This window comes from Fictibacillus sp. NRS-1165 (genome assembly GCF_050468105.1).
GTDB classification, from domain to species: domain Bacteria; phylum Bacillota; class Bacilli; order Bacillales; family Fictibacillaceae; genus Fictibacillus_C; species Fictibacillus_C terrinigri.
On the sequence record NZ_JBDPNU010000015.1, the window covers coordinates 76,256 to 99,782 of the forward strand.

Annotated in this window: 25 protein-coding genes and 1 pseudogene; 5 read left to right on the forward strand and 21 right to left on the reverse strand. The window is 45.1% G+C overall.

The genetic code is table 11. From position 1 onward, the window contains the following. Positions 1 to 267 precede the first annotated feature (267 nt). The 4 genes from ABHN01_RS05765 to ABHN01_RS05780 form a co-directional block, all read right to left on the reverse strand. Entirely contained in the window at positions 268 to 825 is a 558-nt protein-coding gene (locus ABHN01_RS05765) for a GNAT family N-acetyltransferase (protein WP_429874817.1), read from the reverse strand. A 277-nt stretch (positions 826 to 1,102) separates the two neighbouring features. Beyond that, entirely contained in the window at positions 1,103 to 1,528 is a 426-nt protein-coding gene (locus tag ABHN01_RS05770; RefSeq protein ID WP_429874764.1) for a hypothetical protein, read from the reverse strand. 109 nt (positions 1,529 to 1,637) lie between these two features. Continuing rightward, positions 1,638 to 2,303: a hypothetical protein gene (locus tag ABHN01_RS05775; RefSeq protein WP_429874765.1), complete on the reverse strand. Its 666-nt coding sequence runs from the start codon at positions 2,301 to 2,303 to the stop codon at positions 1,638 to 1,640. Positions 2,304 to 2,516: 213 nt separating this feature from the next. Further along, entirely contained in the window at positions 2,517 to 3,080 is a 564-nt protein-coding gene (locus ABHN01_RS05780) for an MEDS domain-containing protein (RefSeq protein WP_429874766.1), read from the reverse strand. A 112-nt stretch (positions 3,081 to 3,192) separates the two neighbouring features. Here ABHN01_RS05780 and ABHN01_RS05785 point away from each other — a divergent pair, with 112 nt between their 5' ends. Further along, positions 3,193 to 3,534, forward strand: a complete 342-nt coding sequence (locus tag ABHN01_RS05785; RefSeq protein ID WP_429874767.1) for a cupin domain-containing protein — start codon at positions 3,193 to 3,195, stop codon at positions 3,532 to 3,534. 42 nt (positions 3,535 to 3,576) lie between these two features. Here the strand turns inward: ABHN01_RS05785 and ABHN01_RS05790 are convergent, their stop codons facing one another. The 6 genes from ABHN01_RS05790 to ABHN01_RS05815 all read right to left on the reverse strand — a co-directional run bounded on the left by ABHN01_RS05790 (position 3,577) and on the right by ABHN01_RS05815 (position 8,187). After that, positions 3,577 to 4,665 (reverse strand): glycerophosphodiester phosphodiesterase, encoded by a 1,089-nt coding sequence (locus ABHN01_RS05790; protein ID WP_429874768.1) that lies wholly within the window; start codon positions 4,663 to 4,665, stop codon positions 3,577 to 3,579. Between the two features lie 96 nt (positions 4,666 to 4,761). Next, positions 4,762 to 5,217: a GNAT family N-acetyltransferase gene (locus ABHN01_RS05795; RefSeq protein ID WP_429874769.1), complete on the reverse strand. Its 456-nt coding sequence runs from the start codon at positions 5,215 to 5,217 to the stop codon at positions 4,762 to 4,764. Between the two features lie 331 nt (positions 5,218 to 5,548). Continuing rightward, the gene (locus ABHN01_RS05800; protein WP_429874770.1) at positions 5,549 to 6,400 is read right to left on the reverse strand and encodes a DUF2935 domain-containing protein; all 852 of its coding nucleotides are present in this window, start codon (positions 6,398 to 6,400) and stop codon (positions 5,549 to 5,551) included. A gap of 116 nt (positions 6,401 to 6,516) precedes the next feature. After that, positions 6,517 to 7,131: a PH domain-containing protein gene (locus ABHN01_RS05805; protein ID WP_429874771.1), complete on the reverse strand. Its 615-nt coding sequence runs from the start codon at positions 7,129 to 7,131 to the stop codon at positions 6,517 to 6,519. A 67-nt stretch (positions 7,132 to 7,198) separates the two neighbouring features. Further along, positions 7,199 to 7,687: a DinB family protein gene (locus tag ABHN01_RS05810; protein WP_429874772.1), complete on the reverse strand. Its 489-nt coding sequence runs from the start codon at positions 7,685 to 7,687 to the stop codon at positions 7,199 to 7,201. Further along, a complete protein-coding gene (locus ABHN01_RS05815) occupies positions 7,684 to 8,187 on the reverse strand; it encodes a GNAT family N-acetyltransferase (RefSeq protein WP_429874773.1) in 504 nt (167 codons plus the stop codon). The genes ABHN01_RS05810 and ABHN01_RS05815 overlap by 4 nt, the downstream gene beginning before the upstream one ends. A 496-nt stretch (positions 8,188 to 8,683) precedes the next feature. On the opposite strand from ABHN01_RS05815, the gene ABHN01_RS05820 reads away from it, so the two are divergent. Further along, positions 8,684 to 8,821, forward strand: coding sequence for a hypothetical protein (locus ABHN01_RS05820; protein ID WP_429874774.1), 138 nt, complete (start codon positions 8,684 to 8,686; stop codon positions 8,819 to 8,821). A gap of 55 nt (positions 8,822 to 8,876) precedes the next feature. Here ABHN01_RS05820 and ABHN01_RS05825 read toward each other — a convergent pair whose 3' ends face one another. After that, positions 8,877 to 9,845 (reverse strand): DUF6454 family protein, encoded by a 969-nt coding sequence (locus ABHN01_RS05825; RefSeq protein WP_429874775.1) that lies wholly within the window; start codon positions 9,843 to 9,845, stop codon positions 8,877 to 8,879. 235 nt (positions 9,846 to 10,080) lie between these two features. On the opposite strand from ABHN01_RS05825, the pseudogene ABHN01_RS05830 reads away from it, so the two are divergent. Next, positions 10,081 to 10,260: pseudogene (locus tag ABHN01_RS05830) on the forward strand (aldo/keto reductase); the annotation flags it as partial. Between the two features lie 214 nt (positions 10,261 to 10,474). Here the strand turns inward: ABHN01_RS05830 and ABHN01_RS05835 are convergent. The 6 genes from ABHN01_RS05835 to ABHN01_RS05860 form a co-directional block, all read right to left on the reverse strand. Next, positions 10,475 to 10,948, reverse strand: coding sequence for a hypothetical protein (locus tag ABHN01_RS05835; protein WP_429874776.1), 474 nt, complete (start codon positions 10,946 to 10,948; stop codon positions 10,475 to 10,477). A gap of 13 nt (positions 10,949 to 10,961) precedes the next feature. After that, entirely contained in the window at positions 10,962 to 11,510 is a 549-nt protein-coding gene (locus ABHN01_RS05840) for a hypothetical protein (RefSeq protein WP_429874777.1), read from the reverse strand. 260 nt (positions 11,511 to 11,770) lie between these two features. Then, the gene (gene gatB, locus ABHN01_RS05845; protein ID WP_429874778.1) at positions 11,771 to 13,201 is read right to left on the reverse strand and encodes an Asp-tRNA(Asn)/Glu-tRNA(Gln) amidotransferase subunit GatB; all 1,431 of its coding nucleotides are present in this window, start codon (positions 13,199 to 13,201) and stop codon (positions 11,771 to 11,773) included. Positions 13,202 to 13,212: 11 nt separating this feature from the next. After that, positions 13,213 to 14,670: an Asp-tRNA(Asn)/Glu-tRNA(Gln) amidotransferase subunit GatA gene (gatA, locus tag ABHN01_RS05850; RefSeq protein WP_429874779.1), complete on the reverse strand. Its 1,458-nt coding sequence runs from the start codon at positions 14,668 to 14,670 to the stop codon at positions 13,213 to 13,215. Between the two features lie 15 nt (positions 14,671 to 14,685). Next, the gene (gene gatC, locus ABHN01_RS05855) at positions 14,686 to 14,973 is read right to left on the reverse strand and encodes an Asp-tRNA(Asn)/Glu-tRNA(Gln) amidotransferase subunit GatC (protein ID WP_429874780.1); all 288 of its coding nucleotides are present in this window, start codon (positions 14,971 to 14,973) and stop codon (positions 14,686 to 14,688) included. Positions 14,974 to 15,791: 818 nt separating this feature from the next. Continuing rightward, a complete protein-coding gene (locus ABHN01_RS05860; RefSeq protein ID WP_429874781.1) occupies positions 15,792 to 16,154 on the reverse strand; it encodes a DUF3905 domain-containing protein in 363 nt (120 codons plus the stop codon). A 182-nt stretch (positions 16,155 to 16,336) separates the two neighbouring features. Here ABHN01_RS05860 and ABHN01_RS05865 point away from each other — a divergent pair, with 182 nt between their 5' ends. Beyond that, entirely contained in the window at positions 16,337 to 16,738 is a 402-nt protein-coding gene (locus tag ABHN01_RS05865; RefSeq protein ID WP_290401007.1) for a DoxX family protein, read from the forward strand. A gap of 55 nt (positions 16,739 to 16,793) precedes the next feature. Here ABHN01_RS05865 and bla read toward each other — a convergent pair whose 3' ends face one another. Next, a complete protein-coding gene (bla, locus tag ABHN01_RS05870; protein WP_429874782.1) occupies positions 16,794 to 17,594 on the reverse strand; it encodes a subclass B1 metallo-beta-lactamase in 801 nt (266 codons plus the stop codon). 136 nt (positions 17,595 to 17,730) lie between these two features. Between bla and ABHN01_RS05875 the strand changes: the two genes are divergently transcribed. Further along, a complete protein-coding gene (locus ABHN01_RS05875) occupies positions 17,731 to 18,432 on the forward strand; it encodes an FHA domain-containing protein (protein WP_429874783.1) in 702 nt (233 codons plus the stop codon). A 39-nt stretch (positions 18,433 to 18,471) separates the two neighbouring features. Here ABHN01_RS05875 and pruA read toward each other — a convergent pair whose 3' ends face one another. The 3 genes from pruA to ligA form a co-directional block, all read right to left on the reverse strand. After that, positions 18,472 to 20,019 (reverse strand): L-glutamate gamma-semialdehyde dehydrogenase, encoded by a 1,548-nt coding sequence (gene pruA / locus ABHN01_RS05880; protein ID WP_429874784.1) that lies wholly within the window; start codon positions 20,017 to 20,019, stop codon positions 18,472 to 18,474. A 199-nt stretch (positions 20,020 to 20,218) separates the two neighbouring features. Then, positions 20,219 to 21,418 (reverse strand): CamS family sex pheromone protein, encoded by a 1,200-nt coding sequence (locus tag ABHN01_RS05885; RefSeq protein ID WP_429874785.1) that lies wholly within the window; start codon positions 21,416 to 21,418, stop codon positions 20,219 to 20,221. Positions 21,419 to 21,460: 42 nt separating this feature from the next. Continuing rightward, positions 21,461 to 23,470, reverse strand: coding sequence for an NAD-dependent DNA ligase LigA (gene ligA, locus ABHN01_RS05890; RefSeq protein WP_429874786.1), 2,010 nt, complete (start codon positions 23,468 to 23,470; stop codon positions 21,461 to 21,463). Positions 23,471 to 23,527 lie beyond the last annotated feature (57 nt).

Genomic DNA, 23,527 nt, shown 5'->3' on the forward strand with positions numbered 1-23,527 from the left:
GCACCCGCTTTTTATTTTGAGTTCTTTAAAGACAAAACAGCCTGGCCTCCGATGTGGAGCCAGGCTTTTTATTGCTTCTGCTTGATCATTTCTTTTTTATGGTTCTGATATTCCAAAATGTCGACAAAGTTAAAATACTCAGATAACGAGTCCACCGTTTTTCTAAGCAGACTGTTATACGTTCGTTTAAATTGCCTTGATCATTAAATACGTCAATGGATTGGGTCGAGTTCTTAAACCTTGGCGGGTGGTACGTATATCGCTTCATTATGTATCCTTTTTATGGAGGTCTTCTTTTAAGATGGAGTACATATATAAATCATCGAACTTTCCGCACGTATATTCGTAATGCCGCAGCAGCCCTTCTCGTATAAATCCCTGCTTTTCTACCAGTCTTTGTGACGCGAGATTCTCCGGTTCGATTAAAGCCTCAATTCTCTCTAACTGAAAATGTTGAAATCCATATTCAACAACGGCTTCCAGTGCTTCGCCCGCTATCCCTTTCCCCCAGTAATCTTTGCTTAGCTCGAACCCAATCTCCGTCCGAAAATGTTTAGGATGCCGGTTAAGAAAGCCGCAGCTTCCAATCACCCGGCCTGAATCCTTGAGCGTGATTCCCCACCGTATTCCTGTGCCTTCTTCATATATGGATTGGTACCATTTGATCTCAGCTCCTGTGCCTTCTATTGTTTGATAAGGTTCCAGCCCCATGTGCTTCACAACCTCTTGATCCGATAAGTAGATGAACAGATCCTTAGCATCTTCTGTTGTTACTTCTCGTAAAATTAATCGCTCTGTCTCTATGACAGGAAATTCCACTTCGATTTCTCCTCTTGGGTTTTCATATTTTCAAAGCCGGAATCCGCCAAAACGATTACGAATATGGCCTGTTTTACGGCGGCACCAAACACCAGGATGATAAACGGGGATAAATCGTTAGAATACCGATCCTTTTATAGCCGGCCAATATCCTATCCAAGCCAATGATCATCGGTCCAATGATACTTGCCATTCCCGTTCCCTCCTCAACAAGTTATATGCCAAATTATACCACCAATCAGAAATAAAAAAATAACAGCCCCTCGTCAGCAGCGGCTGGTTTTTAAGGATGGGTACTGCGGCAAAGCTTTTCAGGCTGTTTAACAATTGATTTGATGTTTTCAAACACATTCTTTTTGACCAAGTTAGAAGTCCGTTTATTTAGCGTCACTTTTTCATCTTTCATCAGCTGTTTTGTAAAAATCGTTAACGGCCCTTTATTCAGGTTCGCATGCTCCATCATATCGGTGCTCGATGTGTAATACAGGTTGGTGTGCCGGTAACGGCTGCTCTCTTTATCATAAACATCCTTAACCGTCATTACATGAAGTTTGTTCTGCTGATCCATACATGATACCGTGTTGACCTTGTACCATTCACTATTTTTAGTCTTGCTGTATACAAAAGCCTCCTTCGTAAAATCAAAGTAAAAGATAAAAGGAAGAAAGATGATCAAAAGAAAGATGGCCATTTTGAACGCTTTCGTCAAAGCGATCCACCTCCAATTCCGCATTTATATCATTGTAAGTTTCAGATTAAGCAAATATGCAGGTTTGTTTTATACGAAAAAAAGGCTACCAAAGCAGCCCCAAATCGTTTCATAATTGCCTCTTGTATTTTCCCGAAGTAATGATAATTCCTGGAGAAAGTTCTCCACCTTCAATATGATCTTTTATATGTGATACATCAATCTCTCTCTCGATTATTATCGTTTTATTTTCCTTTCCCCGTAACATGGCGTTATACGGGGCATTTGCGTTCACAAGTGTGACCGGCTTCATATCATTTTTATCCCCATACTTTTCCCTAAGCGCTACAGTGAACCGAACATCCTTATGACTGTAGTTTTTCATTGGGAGTTTACATACTGCATGCAATGTTGTTTTATTTGCCATTTCAAAAGTGCAATCGCCTTTATCACTATTATAGGAAATGGCGTAGATGCCTGTTGCAAAATGCTTTTGGAACGAATCCGCTAAAGTATGAGGAAGAAAGATCGCCATCACAATAGCCAGCACTACCAACCGTGCATGATATTGGTTCAAGGATGTCACAAGAAAATACAGGCCCGCCATCAATAAACCCAGTGAAATCATTCCGATGACATTTATACCGTTTACGGTTTCAACGGACCGACCTAATATATTTGTATTACCATAGGGACTTGCATTAGGAAAAGGAAAATTCAATGCCATAGATACAAACATGAAAGCAAAGGAGATGTATAGTAATCTTTTATTCTTTATCAATTCAATACGCTCCATCTGAATAATATTCTAACAGGTAAATTATAACAATAAGTTCCGCCCGTATCATTATATATATTGAATCAGATAAGATGCCTGTTTACTTCATGTACCTTTACATTTTATTCACTTCGCGATTTATGGTAAAGCACTGAGTGCTGCCAATACAGCTTTTACCGCTTGCCAAATCGGCTATCACATAAATTAAAGAAGCCAGGTATCCTGGCTTCTTTAATTAGACGTTCTATTATACAAAGCTGACTCCGAGAAATGGTGATCTGTCATACAATATTTATGTACTTTTTTTAAGAGAGTGCATAATTCAGACGTTAGGCGTTCGGAAGAGTATGCGCATACCGACAGTGTATTTTCCAGTAAGACAAAATCATCTGCGGTTGTTTCAAAATCCTTCAGCAGCTCGACATCCGGTTCAGAGGAAGACCATTCAACATGTGCCCAAGTCCGAATAGGCAAATTGAAATCTTTTAAAGAGGATAAATCACGTTCAAAGTGTTTTACAACGGTAGTTGTATTAAAATCTCCGTTTGAAAGGTAATAATCAAAATTATTGACCATTCGCACGTACGATCGTTGTTCTTCCGTTAATAACAAGTTAAGCTTCTCTTGTAATTTGGGAAGTATTTTCATGTTCTCAATTACTAGAATGAGCTGATGTTTTTCTAAGCCAGAGAGTATATATGAAACTAAATTTTCCAGATACAGTTCTTCGTCATTAAAATGATAAAAAATATGTCCCTCGGAAATCTTTTCTAGAAATTCTTCTGAATCGTTCATAAATCACCTCTGCGTTTAAACTTATTCCAACATTATAACACAGGGCTTTTTGAAATGTTTTTCAGAGGTTCTATAATAAAGGTGAGTAGAATAAGAGAAGGGTGTGTTATGAATGAAAATGAGTAAGATGAATGCTGAGCATTATGTATGGGGTGATCAATGCGACGGTTGGCATCTGGTCAAAACTATCGATTTAAGTATTATTCACGAACGTATGCCGCCAAATACATATGAGACAAGACACTATCATCATCGTTCCCGTCAATTTTTCTTTGTGTTATCAGGTACAGCTACGCTTGAAGTTGATGGCGAACTTATAGAGTTACATCCACAGGAAGGATATGAAGTCCCACCGCTCGTTCCGCATCAAATGTTTAATAAAACCAATGTCGATATTGAATTTATCGTCACTTCCCAGCCGAATAGCAGGGGCGATCGAATGTTAACAGAATAAAAAACGGCATCCTTTCTCAGAATGCCGTTCTTTTCCAGCAAACTATTTCGCTGGTGCCGGGTATCCTTTAGGCAGCTTAAAGCCATGCTGCTGCATTACTTCGCGAAGACGGTCCGGATAATCGGTGATCATTCCGTCAACACCATCTGCGATTAGTTTGTCCATGGTTGGCTTGTCATTCACTGACCAAGGAATGACCTTCATTCCCGCTTTATGCGCTTCTTCAACCATTTGTTTTGTTAAGTAAGGCTCGTAGCTGTCATCGGTAATTTTGCCATCCTGCGGAAAGCCATGGGTGGGGGAAATAGCATCTGCACCAAATGAACGGGCAGCTGCAACCAGGTCCCCTTTAAAATCATCGATGTCGATTCCACCCAGCCAAGGAGATGCACCCGGCTGGCCTGGCTGAAGAAACTGCGGCCCATTCGTAAGTGCGATTATAGGCAATCTCGGCTCGACCTCACGCATGCGCATGAGTGAACCCCAGTCAAAGGATTGGATCGACACACGGTTAAGCATGCCTGCCTCACGCACTTGGCGGGCTACGGTTTGAACGAATTCCTCCCGGGGAGCCGTTTCCTGCGGAGCACCAGCCTCCACCTTGGTTTCAATGTTCATCCAAACATTATTTGTTTTATAGCGTTTAACGAGGCCAAAGATTTCCGTCAGCAATGGCATTTTCGCGCCCGGACTCGTTACCTGCCCTGGATACTGCGGCTTGGCGGTTGAACCGCAATCTAGCGTACGAATCTGTTCTAGCGTCAGGTTCTTTATATATTTGCCGACATAAGGGTACTCCGGATCTCCCTGATACACAGGCTTGGTATCCTTACAATTCCCGCTTGAGATCTTACGGTCATGCGTGACTACCGCTTGGTGGTCCTGCGTAATCTGAACATCCAGCTCAAGTGTATTGACGCCCATCTCAAGGGCATGGGAAAACGATGCGATCGTCGATTCGACCGTAAGCCCCATTCCTCCGCGGTGTGCCTGAAGGTCAAACCCTTTTGGCCCAAAATCGCTGGAATCATGTTCTGCCGCAGAAACTGAGGTTCCACTGCCGAAACCAAGTGAACTGGCCACAATTCCCGCAATCGCTGCCAGTATTGCCTTCTTTTTCTTCCTTTTCATTTTGCTCATCTCCTTAAACTTTGAAGTATTTTACGCTTAAAGTATAAAGAGACTTTATAAACCTTTATTGAAGTGAACGTTAAGATACTTTATGTATTACAAAACTTTCGTCATAAACACACTGTTTGGATCCTCTTTATAATCGCCAAACGGCTGGCAGATTTGAAACCCGAAACTCTCGTAAAGCCTACGGGCCGGTTCAAAGGCTTCCATGGAGCCTGTTTCCAGACTGACCCGGCGATAGCCTCGCCGCTTCGCCTCCTCCATGATGTGCTGAAGCATTCGCCTCGCCACACCCTTTCTCAGGTGGACAGATGAAGTGCGCATCGATTTGATCTCTCCGTGCTGGCTGTCCAGTTCCTTCAAGGCTCCGCAGCCCATTAACTGTCCATCTTTCCAAACGCTCCAGAAGGTGATGTCCGGTTCTTTCAATCCGTCCAGATTTAGGGCGTGAATGCTTTCAGGCGGTGAATGCTGTTCCATTCCCTGAAGGTGCTCCCCAATTAATCTCGTAATTTCGGCTCCTGTTAAATCATCTACTTTAATCACCATGTAAAAACACTCCTTGTTTATTGTTCATTTCAGGCTTACACTTGATGGTCTTATCTACAGTAAATCTATTCTTGTTGTTCATTATAGAATAGAGGTTCAACGGATGGAATGGCAGAACCTTCTGTTGTTCCAGCCTTTTTGTAGGAGTACATCGATTTTGGTGAGGCATTCGTTTATACTCCTCAGTGCAGGCTTTAATCGCAAGCATCTATCTTTCACACCTTTCAACCTTTTAGTGATTCCCTATCCTTTAAAAGAATCCTTCTTCTACCGATAGGTGCCCAAAAAGAAAAGCCGCCTGACATGGCAGCTCTCTAAATGCATTCATCTTTTATTGACTTGATTGTGGACTGTGGCTGGTTAGATGGGCATCAAACATGTCGATGATTTCAAGGAATCGATCAGCCTCACGAAACACATGGTCGGCTAAAAGTGGATGAATAATACTCTTTATTTTGCATTGCTCAATTAAATCACGTGCCGTTTTCTTGAAGTCCCGAAGTGAGGATACCGACACACGATTTTGATCCAGGAATTGATCCAGAAGCGGTACGGTCTGAGATTGTGGCTTCATTGATTCGAGATCCCTTGCCTGATACATCAATTGATCAAAATCATTGCTGAAATTTCGTGCGATATCAACTAGCTTCCTTTCAGACGGATCCAGCAGATGGCCGATAAATTTAGCATGGTCCGCCATGATCCTTAAGAAGAAGACATTTTCTTTAATAATGGCTTCTGGAAGAGGCTTCAATTTGCCTTCATTCAATTCACCTAATCGTTTTCTAAAGTAATTCGCTTCCCTGCTTGTATGGTCAACCAACAGGGGGAAATTATTTGCCCCTGGCAATTTACATGTAAGAATTAATCCCAATACTTTTCGTTTAAATCCGAAAATATTGGCTGCAGCTTGCTGCACTTCTGTATTAAACCTTCTGATTTGCTCAGGATCTGATTGATTTGTAAAGGAACGTGAGGTTTGTTCGATGTTTTCGAACAGGCGGTAAAATTGATTAGCCTCATTGATTAATAGAGTGTCCTCTGCTCTAAATCCCAATCGAAGAAATAAAGAATGTTCCTTCATGATTCTGGACCAAAAACGAATTTCATTTAATGACCGTTCAACAAATTTCCCAGATGTCACACCCGTATCAGGATGCAGTAAGGCTTCTTCTCCGTTCATACACAATCCTCCCAGCAACTAGTCGTTTATCCTATTGTTATTAATCCAAACAGATAAAAATACCGAATAAAAAAGACAGGTTGCGCGATAAGCAGCCTGTCTTCAGTGACTTGAACCTAATTATTAATATATTTTTCAAACACATGGCCGTAGTCCTTCACGTGATACTCTTTTCGGCTTTCCATGAGCCATGTGAAGGCTGCATCGTTCAGCTGGTTGAAGTGATCGACGAGCTGGTCTTCCTTGCTCTGGATGCGGCTGAGTGTCGTCGATGCAAGGTTGATGCTCTGCTGGGCATACTGCAGGGCGAACTCGTTCTCGTGAGCGATTTCCGCTATTTTGCAAAGCGATTTGTAAAGGTCCTTCAATTCCTCAATGTGTTTTTTGTGGACGTCGATAGAAAACGGTACAGAGCCGATCACAAATTTGATCTCGACATCGAGGTCGACGGTTCCTGCCGTCTCCAAAGAAACGTTGGAAATCGTGTTCTCGCTGTAGCTGTATCGGTGAAGCATGCGTTTTTTGCTGACCGCGCTCGTTCCGTCCAAGTGGATCAGCGCACGGTTCGTAAAGCAGTACTCGTCGGTTTTGGATTTAATCAGAAAATAGATTTTCTCGTTGTCTTCATGGAACACATAATCGTCCGCGTCCACCTTGTCATAGTCTGCAGGCTTGATGACGCTCCCTACATCACTTAATCCGAGTGCATCTGAAGCTAAACGTTTTAACATATATTCTTAATCTCCTTGTGTTTTCGTCTATTCTTTATACGATACCATTTCGCAAAAGGTTTCGCTTTTAATGAACGCCGTTTTCCACATTCCAGCTGCCCTGCTTTTTTCGGGCATACAAAATCTGCCCCGTATGATAGGCAGTATGGATCGTAAGGTTCGCGATGACGGTTCCCCACTCTTCGTCTCTGTCGTCATAAGCTCCTTGATCAAAGCGCTCTTCTTCACTTTCTTCGATTGCCGTCCTCCACTGGGCCATGACCTCTTTTAGACGGTTAACCGTCTGCTTCCAATCCCAGTTTTCATTTACATCTTGAAATGTTCGATCGTTTCCTGCTTTAGCTGTTGACGGGCTTGCTCCCGTAAAACGGTCGAGGTAGCGCTGATTCCAATAGATGAGGTGGTTGACGATCTCACGGATCGAATTGCATTCCGCGGTCTCTTTCCAGGCCGCCTGTTCATCCGTCAGCCCTACGAGCGAGTTTTCCAAAGATACAAACCAGTGGTTGTTTTGAAAAGCGTCGAGCTGATTCAGCAAAAGTTCTTTTGCGTTCATTGTGTTGCCTCCTTTAATCGTTTTTGCTGCGGTACTGATGTAAATGTTTGAAAACGCACATTGTCTTTATGTGAAAACTGATCGGCAAAATCGCCGTTTGTGTAATCATGGATGATGTTTGTCCAAAAGGCCTGCGCCGGCTTGTTCTGTGGGATCTGGGCGATGTGCCAGTCCCCTGGAAACTGTTGAAAGACGGCAAATGCAGCCTCTTTCCCTATGCCTTGTTTCCGGTATTTCTTCAGGACGAAGAATTCCGACATAAGGTAGATGCCATGTTGTTTCCGGATCAGAGCAAATCCGGCATATCGCTCATCCGCTTTAATAAAGAACGGATACCGGCTCTCTTCCTCCCAATACTCATCAAGATAGGTGTACCCGTATCTTCCTTCACTGTTGAAATCTGAACCGTCAAACTCACTGAAATCATATCGGTACAGCTCCAGCATCTGCCGGAGAACAGGCTTCTTCTCCAGCGGTATCCCTTCGAGTGTAATGTTCATGGAACATCCCCTCTTTTCTAACTTCAGTTGCTTCGGTGCCTTTACTTCGGTTTCATTGCTTCGGTGCCAGGCACTGTAGTAATAGCGGTGCCTGGCACCCTGATGACACCCAAATCATACTCCTATCTACATTCTCCTTCTCTCGAAGGAATCCTTTTTAGAAGCGCAGAAAAAGGGTTGGTGCCAGGCACCGGCTTTTGACATCTGTGTAATGCCGGTGCCTGGCACCAAACAAAAAAGCATCAAACAAACAAAATAAAAAAAGCGTGCAGCCTCTTTAAGCCGGCACGCTCTTACTTAGAGCACGCTGTTTAGACAAGTAATTCTCCCCGATATTCACCGCCGACGCATTTTCCCCCCTGTTGTCATTGAGCATATTACGATTGAATCTCTACGAATAGATAAATACGAACTGAGCAACAACTTCGCGAACTTAGGCATCAAGGACCTAAAAGGCAAGCTGAATATTGGCGCGAACTATGGCCGGGGAATGAGCTTGCAGGAGGATGCCGAACAGGCACAGACGACCGATAATGCCCATAGGAAGATGATGAAGAAAAAAGAAAAGCTCCTCCAGCAGAAGAAACAGGAACAGGACGGGCCGAGCTACTCCATCAAAGGCAGGAAACCATAAAAAAAGGACTGGATCGATGATCTATTCAGTCCTTTAATCTATTTATGAGATCGATTTAGTTTTCTGGATTGTTTGTTTCATAAACCAGCAAGGAGCCGTTGTCATCATCAGGAACAGCATAAAGGCGAAGCTGTTGACCGGCATTTTCCATGAATACAGGATTCCGAGTAATCACATGCCCCTGCGGAGATAATTCAGTGATTGGTGCTTCGTGCAGCGTCGTTAGAGTTTTCATATCCACCAATGCCATTCCGCCCAATTCATAAGGCTTCGCATTACCATTTGCAGGATTATGCAGCTCAGAAATCCCACTCACGATCATTTTTCCGTTCCCTGCATAATGACCGTCTTGGTAATCAATAAAATGACTGGAATTTTCTTTCCTATCCAGCTCTTCCCCTTTTTCATTCCACTTATAGAACTTACGAGATCCCCAGCTGTTTCCTACGATTTTTCCATCTTGGCCTTCTCGTACGATTCCTCCGATATGATCATTAACACGAAAGGCTTCTTTGGCTGCCATTGTTTTTGGATCCACCTTGTAAATGATGGAACGGCTTTGCGGACGATACTCGGCAACCGATACCCAGATACTTTTCCCATCAAAATCGACACCGCCGGGATGGTACATGTTCCCTTCACCGAGTTTGATGTCTTTCACCAGCTTTCCTTCTTTCGTAAACACAAAAAGGTGCCCGATCCCTTTTCCTGGAGTCCGGTCATAGCCGTCCACGATCTTTCCGTATTTCACAGGCTTTTCAATAATCTGTACGGCAGACATATAAAAAAGGTCCCCAACCTTAACGATGCCCTGCGAATGATAGTTATTAAACTGCAGATCAATCTGCTCTTTTTGCTGCCATTTCGTATCCCTGGTCACTTTTTCAAACGGTGCTGAAACATTTTGCTTCTCTTGGCCGGAGACTGCAAAAGCCTCACTATCATTCTTATTGAAAGGCTGAAAAGCCGTCAAACCTGCACATATCACTAATAAGGATGCAGCTGTCGTTAATTTTTTGTTCATCGTATTCCTCCTAATTGGGTTGCAAACTTGGTTTTCCCGAATCCACCGTAACGCAAAAAAGAGTGAAATTGGAGGGCTTTTCCCCAAATTTAACCCAATCTTCATCGAGGTTTTACAAAGAAAACATACTTAACGACAGACGTTTATTTCTCCACGGTTCACACTTTTAGCCTAAGGTCATGTTTTTCCCTCAGGCGCTTTATGTCTTTCCTAGGCGGGAAACCAAACATGCGGGGTTGCGATTCCAAAGTCTGTTCACAAAGAAAGAATCATTGAAAACTTCAATATCTTTGACTTCCAATTAAGCAAAGAGCAGATGGATAGGATTGCTGCGTTAGATATGAAAAAGATCTTGTTCTTTTCACATAACGATCCTGAAATCGTCAAAGGGCTCAGCGACCGTAAACTTGATATTTTAAGCTTATGTAATAAAACAGCTGCCCCTATTTTTTATTTTGGGGCAGCTTTTTCGTTTCCTTATTAAAGAATGCGAGATAAATTTCTGTTGGAGCAAAACGAGGAAATTGCTCGTGTAGTGGCCTAATTCAGTGAAGGCCGCTTTTCCCCTGCTCTAATGTAGCTTTTGTTGTAGTTGAACAAGAAACACTCTTTCTTCGCCGCCTGCATATTTACTTTTCCCTATTGAACCTGCTCTTAAGTGACTGATACGAAACAAGAAGGACCGCCGCCGCTCCCGCTAAAACCAGAACACTCATCCACGGGTTGGTATCCGCTTGTTCCATCACATTGGCTGCTTTGTTCGTGTTGTATTTGTGCTCTCGTATCGCTTTTCTATACTTGCCTTCCGGTTCTTGCACGGCAATCGCCTTATCTGTGCTGATACCATGAATGGAGAAATATTTAGTTCCTTTTTTATATTCATTGGAGAAGTTTCCGGAATAGGTTCCTTCCTGATCGGAGTAATGTGTGACATGGCCGATTTCCTTATCTGCCTGATCAACGTACTCGTCGCTGATCGAATACGTATAATGATCCCAGACAACAAAAGGGTATGCCCACTTGGCAAAAGCTGCACTGGATAAGAGAATTTGAAACACGAAGAGCCCAGCAAGCATCACCGAAACGTTTTTTAACACCTTCATGAGCGGATCTCCTTTATTTCATCGAGTTTGCGATTTTTACGAGCTCCTTTTTGAGCTGTTTTTCGCTGTATTCATTGGCAAACATGTGCCGGAGATCGTATTCTTCCTCATCCTCCAGCCAAAACAGCTCAGCATAATTCCCAAAGTATGCAAAGTAAGCTTCCGTCCCGTCCTCCAGCTCTAGCGTATCTTTGTATTTCTTCTGTTTGATTAAGTCGCTCACCAAATTCTTATGGTTGAAAATTTTAAGGGCGATAAACCCCTTCTCGCTTTTCTCATCTTTCCGTAAGTATTCTGTCTCGAGCTGGAGCTTCTTTTTCTCTCCCCAATCCATAATAACGACTTTCGGCTTCTCGTATTTATACGGAATCGCCTCAGGCAGTTGCGCTTTAAATGGAAGGGCGTCCTTCGCTTTGTCTATGGAAACCGGCTTGTATGACCTCGGATAATGGCCCTTCTTATGCGTGTCGAGCTTCATCTCTCCGTCCGCCAGCATCGATCCCTGACAAGACGCAAGTACGGTCAAAAGCAATCCAGCTGCAACAACCCCGGCTTTTCTCATGAACTCCACCCCCGATTCTGTTTACTCAAATCATACCATTATTTCACAATCCGCCGGACAAGCAATCGGACGCAAGTTTCGACGTTTTTTGTATTGAAAAAGATAATGCGTTCGAGCGCACATTTATTGGGAGTTAGGCTCAATTATTCAGAGGTTTGTCTCAATAAATCTCCGTTCCGCTCAATTATCCTCATTTACGCTCAATTCCGTCTCTCAGCACACAAAAAAACTGCCGGACACAACGTCCGGCAGCCTTTTAATTAACGTTTCTTCAATTCTTCTGCGATGAGTTTATTAACTAGCGGCGGATTGGCTTTCCCTTTGGTCTCTTTCATGACCTGGCCGACGAGGAAGCCGATCGCCTTGTCTTTTCCGTTCTTGAAGTCTTCGATGGACTGCGGGTTGCGGTCGAGGACAGCCACTACGAATTCGCGGATGGCGCCTTCGTCAGAGATCTGAACGAGGCCTTTTTCTTTAACGATCGTTTCCGGGTCTCCGCCGTTCTCGATCATCTCTTTGAAAACTTTTTTCGCGATCTTGGATGAGATCGTTCCGTCTTCAATCAGCTTGATCATCTTAGCGAGATTTACCGGTGTTAAAGGTGTTTCGTCTATTTCTTTGGATTCGTTGTTCAAGAAGGCACTTACCTCCCCCATCAGCCAGTTGGAAAGCATTTTCGGGTCGGCTTCCTCCTTCACACCCTCCTCAAAGAAATCGGCCATCTTGATGGAAGCGGTTAGAACGCCCGCATCGTAGGACGGTAAACCGAACTCGGATACATATCGCGCTTTTCGTGCGTCCGGAAGCTCAGGAATTTCTGAGCGAACCTTCTCGATCCACTCTTCCGATACGCTCAAACGGACCAAGTCCGGATCCGGGAAGTAACGGTAGTCATCCGATCCTTCTTTTACACGCATGAGAATCGTTTTATTCGATTTTTCATCAAAACGGCGAGTTTCCTGAAGGATTTCTCCTCCATTCAGAATCTCTTCCTCCTGCCGTTTTTCTTCATACTCAAGGCCTTTTTGCACAAATGCGAAGGAGTTTAGGTTCTTCAGCTCCGTTTTTGTACCGAATTCCTTCTGGCCGACAGGACGGATGGAAATATTGGCATCACAGCGCAAGGATCCTTCTTCCATCTTACAGTCGGAAACGCCTGTGTATTGGATGATGGCTTTCAGTTTTTCCAAGTACGCATACGCTTCTTCCGGCGTGCGGATATCCGGCTCAGACACGATCTCCATCAGCGGCGTTCCCTGGCGGTTTAAATCAACCAGTGATCCGTCAGCTGCATGCGTGGATTTCCCTGCATCCTCTTCCAAGTGAAGGCGGGTGATTCCAATCTTTTTCTTTTCGCCGTTCACTTCGATCTCAATCCAGCCGTTCTCGCCGATCGGTTTATCCAGCTGGGAAATCTGATATGCTTTCGGGTTGTCCGGATAGAAGTAATTTTTACGGTCAAAATACTGTTCACGGTTAATTTCACAGTTCAACGCCATTGCCGCACGCATGGAAAAGTCGACTGCCTCCTTGTTCAGGACCGGCAGTACGCCTGGATGTCCAAGACAGATCGGGCATGTATGGCTGTTGGACGGCGCTCCAAAGTCGGTGGAGCAGCCGCAGAATATTTTAGAGTTGGTTTTCAGTTCAACATGGACTTCTAATCCAATGACTGTTTCAAATTTGCTCATCCCTGCACCTCCTACAATTGCGGTTTCGCTTTATGGTGTTCCGTCGCCTGTTCAAAGACTGAAGCTACGCGGTAAATCGTGCGTTCGTCAAAGTGTTTTCCGATGATCTGCAATCCGACCGGCAGACCGTTCGAGAATCCGCATGGAACAGAAATGGCTGGGACACCCGCAAGGTTTACAGGAATGGTTAAAATATCGTTGGCATACATTGTTAACGGATCGTTTGTTTTCTCCCCAATTTTAAAAGCAGTCGTTGGAGTCGTCGGTCCGATGATGACATCATAGTGGTTAAACACTTGTTCAAAATCATTCTTGATCAGCGTGCGGACTTTTTGGGCTTTTTTGTAATAAGCGTCATAGTATCCGGAGCTGAGCGCGAACGTTCCGAGCATGATCCGCCGCTTCACTTCGTCTCCAAAGCCTTCGCTTCTGGAATTTTTATAAAGGTCCAGCAGGTTCTCGCTGTTGTCTGAGCGCACACCGTACCGGACACCGTCAAAACGGGACAGGTTGGCCGATGCTTCAGATGAAGACAGGAGATAATAGGTCGCAAGCGCGTATTTGGAATGCGGAAGTGAGACTTCCTCCCACGTTGCGCCTTGGCCTTCCAATGCTTTAAGCGCATCAAGCACTTTTTCTTTTACAGCAGGATCAACGCCTTCTGCCAGGTATTCTTTAGGAACGGCAATGCGAAGGCCTTTAATGTCTCCTGTAAAAGCAGTCTGGTAATCGGGAACTTCGACGTTTGCTGACGTGGAGTCCATGTGGTCATGTCCGGCAATCGCCTGTAAAAGGTATGCGTTGTCTTCCACCGTACGGGTGATCGGTCCGATCTGGTCAAGGGATGATGCGAACGCGATCAGGCCAAAACGGGAAACTAGTCCGTAGGTCGGCTTCAATCCTACCACTCCGCAATACGCCGCCGGCTGACGAATGGATCCGCCGGTATCGGAACCAAGGGAAAATAGAACTTCGCCCGCAGCAACAGAGGCTGCTGATCCGCCGCTCGATCCTCCTGGCACATAATCCGTGTTCCACGGGTTCTTCGTTACATGGTAGCCTGAGTTTTCGTTGGAAGATCCCATCGCAAACTCGTCCATGTTCAATTTCCCAATGGTGATGGCGCCTGCTTCATATAGCCTTCTCGCCACCGTTGCATCATAGATCGGGTCAAAATTGGAAAGGATCTTGCTTCCGCTTGTGGTGCGGAGTCCTTTAGTGGAAATGTTGTCTTTCAGGGCGATCGGAAGTCCGGCCAGGATTCGTTCTCCCGGCGATCCGGCAAGAACATCATCGAGCTCCCTCGCCTGCTGGCGGGCATGCTCTTCGTTCAGTGTAAGGAACGATTTGACTTTATCCTCCACCTGGCCGATTCGGGCATACGAAGCATCAACGAGATCCGTCACGCTCACTTCTTTTTTATGTAACAGGTCGTGCAGTTCTGAGACTTTCTTCTCTAATAATGACATTTGCTGCCTCCTACTCTAAAACGCCTTCGGTACTTTAAACTGTCCATCCCTCTGTTCAGGGGCATTCTTCAACGCATCTGCACGGGAAACGGATTCTCTCACCGTATCTTCACGCAGCACGTTCTTCAGCTCAAGCACGTGGGTTGTTGGTTCAATGTTTTCTGTATCCAGTTCATTTAGTTCTTCGGCAAAACCGATGATCGCATCCAGCTGTTCCGTAAACATGTCCACTTCTTCTTCACTGACAGAAAGACGGGCCAGATGGGCAACGTGTTTTACCTGGTCTTTTGAAATTCGAGACAAACTTGCCACCTCCAAAACAGTACGTTCACAATATATAGATGATATCAAATATCACAGCTACTAAGCAACACAACGGGGAAAAACCGGTGCCAGGCACCACGTTTTGACATATATGTAAGAGCGGTGCCTGGCACCATTTATAAAAAAATATGTGGTATCGGGCATTTTAGCCTTAGGGGCATAACCAGCAAGGTTCTCCATTATAACCAAAATGAAAAGATCTCTTCCTGAATTCTATTAATTAAAACAATCTAAAAATTCTGCCAAGAGAGGGCAGATAGTCTTATGAGTAAGGTTATTCGGGCAGAGGTTAATGGAGAAAAGGCACAAATGGAAGATTTTCAAATCATTAGCTTATTTAATTATGTTCAGAAACACCTCCTTAGCGCATGTCTTATCAATTGACGTCGCAGCTTATTCAGCGGGGCCTAGAAAAGAATAATGTTAAGGTTGAAGTATGCGAAATATATCCCAACGATCTCTCAACCTTTACGTCTGCCTTTGTTACGAAGGCCTCAATAGGATGGGGGCCAGTTTCGGGGATTAATAATTTTAATTTTTCTATCGATCCAAAGTTCAATAAAATCCTGACAGAAGGCTACCAAATTAACCCTTTGGAGGAGATATGAAGATGCAGTAATAGCTGATATAAGTTCAACAACAATTGGCGCGATTCTTTCATAGAATCGCTTCTTCTTGTTTATCCTGAGGATAATACGAAAGCAATTTTAATAATTGGTCGCGATCCTCACCTAAGATGCGGTGCCAGGCACCGCGATTACACACTTGTGTAATTGGGGTGCCTGGCACCTTTGTGTTTAATCTTTCCGAAAGCTCGTATCTTTTGTCGGATGCATGAATGGAACGCCCTTTGGCTTGACTTTCTTCTCGATTAGATCACGGTTTTCTGCCGTGTTCCACCCGATATCATTTGTTGGGTGCACCCATTGGTCCCCTGACATGATTTCCGGGTCCGTATCTTCGCTCCAGTTGTTGAGCGGCGAATTTTCGGAATTGTATTTGCTGTCCCCGATGACGACGCCGTAATCATTCACAAAGGGAGGCTGCATCTTCATTCCTGTTCCTTTGAATGAAGGTGAACCTGCCTGATGAGGCATCGTTTCTTCGATATAAGGCTCCTCGAGATTATTATCCTCTTTATTGTTCTTATGATCAGCCACGTTTTTTCTCCTTCACAAGTAAGTTGTAGTCATACTTTTTCCTTAAGTCGCTATTCTATGTAGTAGGCACTAAAATCGGGTGCAAAAAAATTTTTTCACTCAACACTTTACAAAAGTAAGCATATATTGTATTATACTTACATAAAGTAAGTTATTAAATCTCAACAGGGAGTTGTTCTTATATGTTAAGTTTAGGATTATTAATTATCCGTCTCGTAATCGGGTTATCGTTTGCGGCACACGGTACACAAAAGCTGTTTGGCTGGTTTGGGGGCCACGGTTTGAAAGGAACAGCCGGATGGCTCGAGTCCATCGGCGTTAAGCCTGGCTACACAATGGCACTGCTTGCAGGACTCGCTGAGTTTGGCGGAGGTCTGCTATTCGCAGCTGGTCTTGTGACTTGGCTTGGAGCAGCAGCTATTATCTTTACGATGCTTATTGCCATTGTAAAAGTGCACGGAGCTAACGGCTTCTGGTCCACATCAGGCGGTTATGAATACAACTTGATCCTGATCGCTGTAGCGTTAGGAGTGGCCTTCACTGGTGCAGGCGATTATTCTTTAGACGCATTATGGTTAAAATAGATAAAGAAAAAGCTGGCGGGAACTTGGTTCTCGCCAGTTTTTTTTATGTTTATCGTTATTTGTTGTTCTCCAACAGCTCTATGGTGTGATAAAGAAGCTCTGTTCCTCCCAGGTTTCCATGCCCTGGAACAACTGTATCCACTTGAGGATAGCGGTCGATCACGTTTTGCACGGACACCGGCCAAGCATCAACATCAGCATCCTCTAAATTCCCGAGGTCCTTTGCTTCCTGTGACTTGATCAGGCAGCCTCCAACCAACAGCTTGTACTGTGGAAAATAAACGGTAATATTATCTTCGGTATGCCCTTTGCCCGGATAATAGGTTTCCACCTTAACGTTCCCGAACTTTAAGTGGGTCGACACAGGATTCAGAAGCCGGTCTGGTGACTCATAGCCGTTTTCTGCTCCAAGCTTTGCGGTTTGAGGAGTCGTATATACATGGACACCCCGCTCCTTCAGCGTTTTAATCCCTCCGATTCGGTCTGCATGGGAATGGGTAATGATGGCGTTTTTCACCGGTTTTTTCAAATGCTTCGAAATCAAATCCATCAGTTCTGTTGTAATAGAATCATTCCATGAAGAATCGACGAGCAGCAGGCCTTTGGAAGTCTCCATCAACAGCCCGTTCGAAGGAACCGGCATCCCGTTAAACTCTCCGATCGACGTATGTACCCAAACATGCGGCTTAATTTCGGTGAGTGTAACCGTTCCTGCCTCGTTCGAATACGTTTTTTGAACATGAGCGGCTTGGCTGTGTGGCTTCTGGGCCTGCGCATTAACGATTAACGGTGCGGTTACCACACCTAAACCAATGATTCCGCTGAGAGCAGCATTTAAAACGATTCTTTTTTTCATGACCATAATCCCTTCCTTTACTTAAATTTTCCTGCTATGTTATTGATGATATTCCTTCTCTTTAACCCCATCAATGGAGCGGGAATAACAAATCTCTAACAAGAGTAAGAATATTGAAATAATTGAAGGTGAGCCAATGGAAGTCTTAGAGAAGTTTCACTTGTTGATTGAACGCGGACAGCCTTATGATAATGAATTTGTTCCTTTAAAAAGAAAAATTTTCATCGGAAGATTCGGCTCTGAGCCCGCTCCTGGAATTGCTTTTCATATTCCGCTCGTCTCTAGAAGGCATTGTGTGATCGACTGTGATAAGCCCTCACCCATGCTGATTGATCTGGGAAGCAAGCATGGCACCTGGCTAAACGGCATCCGCCTTCTTCCCCAAAAGGAATATGCTCTGCACAATGGTGACCAGATTACTCTGGTCAATGGCATGATCTCCATGAAGTATATGACGATGAACTCCCATGAAACAATGGATTGGGACCCGGTAAAACCTTTCGCCCTTCCAGCCGAGGATTTCATTGAGATCCATGAGCTTTTGCAAAAAGTTCGGGTGCGTGAAAAAGACATTCACTTTTCACATAAGGAGTTTCAGTGCTTTAAACTGCTGTATTCTTCCCTCGGGCAATTCGTTTCAAAAGAAGAAGTCAAACGGCACGCCTGGAGCGAAAGAGACTTGCTTTTCGACGGCAGGGTACCCGATGTTGGCTCTGATGAGCTAAACTCCCTGATCTACCGTGTACGGAAAAAGCTCTCCCCTTATCTACACATCGAATCTGTTCTCCGTAAAGGATTTGTGATGGCTGTGTCGCAAGGCAGCCCGGCAGAAAAGTAAAACCCCTTACGGCCGAAGCCGTAAGGGATTTTTGTTGTATTAAAGCAACTCTGATGTTGTTTTTGCTTGCATGTGAAGAAGCAGGTAGTCAGGGCCGCCAGCTTTAGAGTCTGTACCTGACATGTTGAAACCGCCAAATGGCTGGTATCCAACGATCGCTCCCGTACATCCGCGGTTGAAATACAGGTTGCCCACGTGGAATTCTTCTTTTGCACGCTCGATGTGCTCACGGTTGTTGGAGATAAGAGCTCCAGTCAAACCGTATTCTGTGTTGTTTGCAATTTCCATCATGTGATCGAAGTCACGTGCTTTAGAGAATGCCACAACCGGTCCGAAGATCTCTTCTTGCATGAGGCGTGCTTTTTCTTGGACATCTGCTACGATTGTCGGTTGGATGAAGAAACCTTTAGAGTCGTCGCCTTCTCCTCCAGCAACGATTTTCCCTTCTGTTCGTCCAACTTCAATGTAGCTCATGATTTTGTTGTAAGCCGCTTGGTCGATTACTGGACCCATGTAGTTTCCTAGGTCTTCAGGGTTTCCAACACGAAGCGATTTTGTTAACTCAACTGCTTTTTCCAGTACTTCATCATACACGTCTTGGTGAACGACTGCACGGGAACCTGCAGAACATTTCTGTCCGGAGAATCCGAATGCAGAGTAAACGATCGCAGCAGCCGCCATGTCTGTATCTACGTTGTTGTCGATCACCATTGTGTCTTTTCCGCCCATTTCAGCGATAACACGCTTCAGCCAGATTTGGCCAGGGTTTACTTTTGCAGCACGCTCATAGATGCGGGAGCCGACTTCACGTGAACCAGTAAAGGATACGAAACGTGTTTTCGGGTGGTCTACCAAGTAGTCGCCCACTTCTGCTCCGCTGCCCGGGATGAAGTTTAATACGCCGGCAGGAAGACCTGCTTGCTCCATGACTTCAGCAAACTTCGCTGCAACAACCGGAGTGTTGTTAGCCGGTTTAAGAAGCACTGTGTTACCAGAAACGATGGCAGCTACTGTAGTTCCCGCCATGATCGCAAGCGGGAAGTTGAATGGTGCGATGACGATGCCGACCCCAAGCGGGATGTAGTTGAATTGGTTGATTTCACCTTCACGGCTCTTTACAGGTACACCGTTTTTCATCAATTCCATTTGGCGAGCATAGAACTCGAGGAAGTCGATCGCTTCGGCTGTGTCAGCATCTGCTTCTTTCCATGGCTTACCTGCTTCTTTAACTAGGTAAGCAGAGAATTCATGCTTACGGCGGCGGAGAATGGCAGAAGCTCGGTAAAGGATGCTGGCGCGAGCTTCAGGCGCCCATTTTTTCCATGTTTCAAAGGTAGAAACCGCAACTTGCATTGCTTTTTCTGCTAAATCTTTATTTGCTTTAGAAACCGTTCCAATAACTTCTTCTTTATTGGCCGGATTGATAGAAACGATTTTTTCATCCGTTGTAATCTTTTCGCCGCCAATGACAAGAGGATACTCTTTACCTAGCTGCGAATTAACAAGGTCTAAAGCTTCCTCAAAAGCTTTCTTGTTTTCTGTAACTGAAAAATCCGTAAATGGTTCGTGCTTATATTCTCGAATCATTTGGTCCCCTCCTATGCCCTTAAGCGTTTTCATTTGTTCAACATGTCTATTCTACCCTAAACTCGTGCCACAGTTCAAACAATGACAAATAGTCAGAATAGTAAGAAATGGGCATGAAAGCCTTTTATTTCAAGGGATTTTATAACTATGCACATAAAAAAGACAGACCCCTGTAATTTCTTGGGTCTGCCTTCCGAAACTATTTATAAATATGCACAAATGGTTCGCTGTTTGCGTCATCTCTTACGATGAGCGCTTCCGGTTTATTGACGGCTGATTGGATGTTAATCGTGACCGGAACGGTTGGCAGCTCCTTCATGACCGACGAGGTGACATACTGGGTGAATGAGATCACTTCTGCTTTCCCTTGGAATTGCATCGGAATATCGATGTCAAGACGGTTCAGGTTTCCATCACGGTAGTGAGCTTTGCCGATCACGCCCACATAGTTCGGGAAGTAGTCCTGGATCTTGGTTTTGAAGTTATTAAACTTCTCAGCGTCATCCCTTTGTGCAGCAGTTCCGTCTTTTGAAGGGAACAAGTAGTAGCGGTCGTCAATCTTGTCCCAGCTTCCGAGCTGCGAGCTGCCCGCTCCGGCGGATGCCGTCGCGAAAAAGTGACCAGGTGTTACCGACTCTTTTTCTGCTTCCTGATACAGAGCAATGGTAATCGGTACATTTTTCAGTGCCTGGTTTTGGCGAAGGCGGTGGATCACCTGCTGACCCATTTTTTTTGCCTCTCGGGAAACGTCACTTGCATTCAATTTCTTCGAGCCGTTATAGATCAAACCGGCCTTGTCCATCGCCTTGTAATAGTACGTGGAGTTAAACGATAAGCCGACAACGACACCTCCGAGTTTTACTTTATCATTGCCGCTCTGTACAAGGTAGTTCTGCTCCAGCACATACGATAAGTATTTCGGATGCTTGTCTTCCGCTGCCATGACCTGCTTGTAAGGCGCATCCTGCTTGACACCCAATGCAGGATTCAGCCCTTTTTGAGTCATGTCTGTTTTATTGTTTTTAGCTGTTTTCTCGTCCGCACGCTTCAGCCAGTTATTGACGGTCGTGGAAGACAAATACTGGCCTTCCTGATAGTAATACTTGTCGGTGCTGAAATTATCCTGTGCAATCCGCATGAGGCCAAGTTCGAATTCATTGATGTCCAGGCGGTTATCTACACCGTACTTGATCAAGCCGCGGGCACCTCCGGGCTCAAACGGCACGATGCTTCGGTAGTATTTTTCCCCGGTATTGATCTCCCCGGTAATGATGGCTTTTTCTTCCGTTTTCCCCTTTTTCTTAACAACTTCCTCTTCCTTCTGCAGCTTATCTTTCCCCATACAGCCGCTCAGGATCAAAAGGGAGCTTATCAGGATCAGGCTGATCCGCTTTATCATGGTAACACTCCTCCATAAAACTTGATGGAACAGAGCTATTCTTTATTTTTCAAGCTCCTCGATAAATCGCTGTTCCGACCATACTTCCACGCCAAGGGATTGTGCTTTGTCCAGCTTCGATCCCGCATCTTCCCCTGCGATCAGCAGATCAGTATTCTTGCTTACGCTTCCGGTGACTTTACCGCCCAGCGCTTCCAGTTTTTCTTTCGCTTCGTTTCGGTTCAGAACCGATAATTTTCCGGTCAGAACAATGGTTTTCCCTGCAAAATAGGAATCAACATCTTCTGCACGAACGACACGCGGACCTTTATATTCCATGTTCACACAGGATTCTTTAAGGGCAGTGATAAGTTCTGCCACTTCCGGCTTATCGAAATAAAGCTCAACCGAATCGGCCATTTTTTCGCCGACTTCATCAATGGCCATCAGCTCTTCTTTCGTTGCCGAACTTAACCGGTCCATCGTTTCAAACACCTGGGCGATCGTTTTCGCCGCCTTTGCGCCGACATGGCGGATTCCAAGACCGAACAACAGACGCTCCAAAGAATTCTCTTTCGATTTTTCTATAGCGTCCAGCAGGTTGTCAACCGACTTTTCACCCATTCTCTCCAGTTTCAGCAGTTCTACCTTCTCAAGCTTATAAAGATCTGCGACATCCTGAATAAGATTTTCCCTGAACAGCTGAGCGATGACCTTTTCTCCCAGGCCATCGATGTTCATAGCGTTTCTGGAAACAAAGTGGATGAGCCCTTCACGGATCTGCGCCGGGCATTGCGGATTCAAACAGCGCAATGCGACTTCCCCGTCCAGGCGGTCCAGAGCACTTTCACACTCCGGACAGTGAGTCGGCATATGGAAGTCTTTTTCCTCGCCAGTCCGCCGGTCCACGATTACATTTACTACTTCAGGGATGATGTCTCCCGCTTTTTTCACAACCACATAATCGCCGATCTTAATGTCCTTCTCCCTGATCAAATCCTCATTATGTAATGAAGCACGTTTGACCGTCGTTCCGGCAACGACGACCGGGGACAGGAGGGCGGTCGGGGTTACCACACCCGTTCTCCCAACATTAAGTTCAATGCCTTCAAGCCGTGTGACTACTTCTTCCGCCGGGAACTTGTAGGCGATGGCCCAACGCGGGCTCTTCGCGGTAAAACCGAGTTCCTCCTGCTGATAGAGAGAGTCAACTTTTATGACAATACCGTCTATCTCATAGTCCAGATCCGGCCGGCGTTCTCCCCAGCCTCTGACAAACTCGACGACTTCATCGATATTTTTGCAATGCTTCCATTCAGGGTTCGTTTTAAACCCAAGGTCCTTCAGGAAGTTCAGGCTTTCGCTATGCGATTCAACCTTATGCCCGGAAAGCTGGCCGATCCCATAGACAAAAATGGAAAGGTTCCGCTTGCCCGCAATGTTCGGATCGAGCTGTCGCAGGGATCCTGCTGCCGCATTCCGGGGATTTGCAAAGAGCTCCTGTCCTTCTTCCTGACGGGCTTCATTCAGCTTTTGGAAGGAGCGCTTCGGCATGTATGCCTCCCCGCGCACTTCAAGGGAAACGTCTTTATCCTTGATGCGCAGAGGAATCGCCCGGATCGTCTTTAAGTTGTTCGTAATGTCTTCACCGGTTGTTCCGTCCCCTCGGGTCGCTCCAAGAACAAAGCGGCCTTCTTCATAGGTGAGCGATACGGCAAGACCGTCAATTTTTAATTCAGCCACGTATGAAACATTGTCACCGACTCCGTTTCGTACACGGCGGTCAAAATCACGCAGATCCTCCTCATTGAACGCATTTCCAAGGCTGAGCATCGGAACCTTGTGCTGTACTTTTCTGAAATAGTCGAGGACTTGCCCTCCGACCCGAACTGTCGGGGAATGTTCATCCCGCAGCTCCGGATGGTTGTTTTCAAGCTCGATCAGCTCCTGAAGCAGTTTGTCATACTCTGAATCGGGAACCGTCGGCTGATCGAGGACATAATACTCATAGCTGTATTTTTCAAGGAGCTCACGCAATTCATTTACTCTCTTACTCGCATGCTCTTCGTTCAAACTTTCCAACTCCTTTTAAAAAATGAGAACCACGCAGCTTTTTTAAGGAAGGTTTAA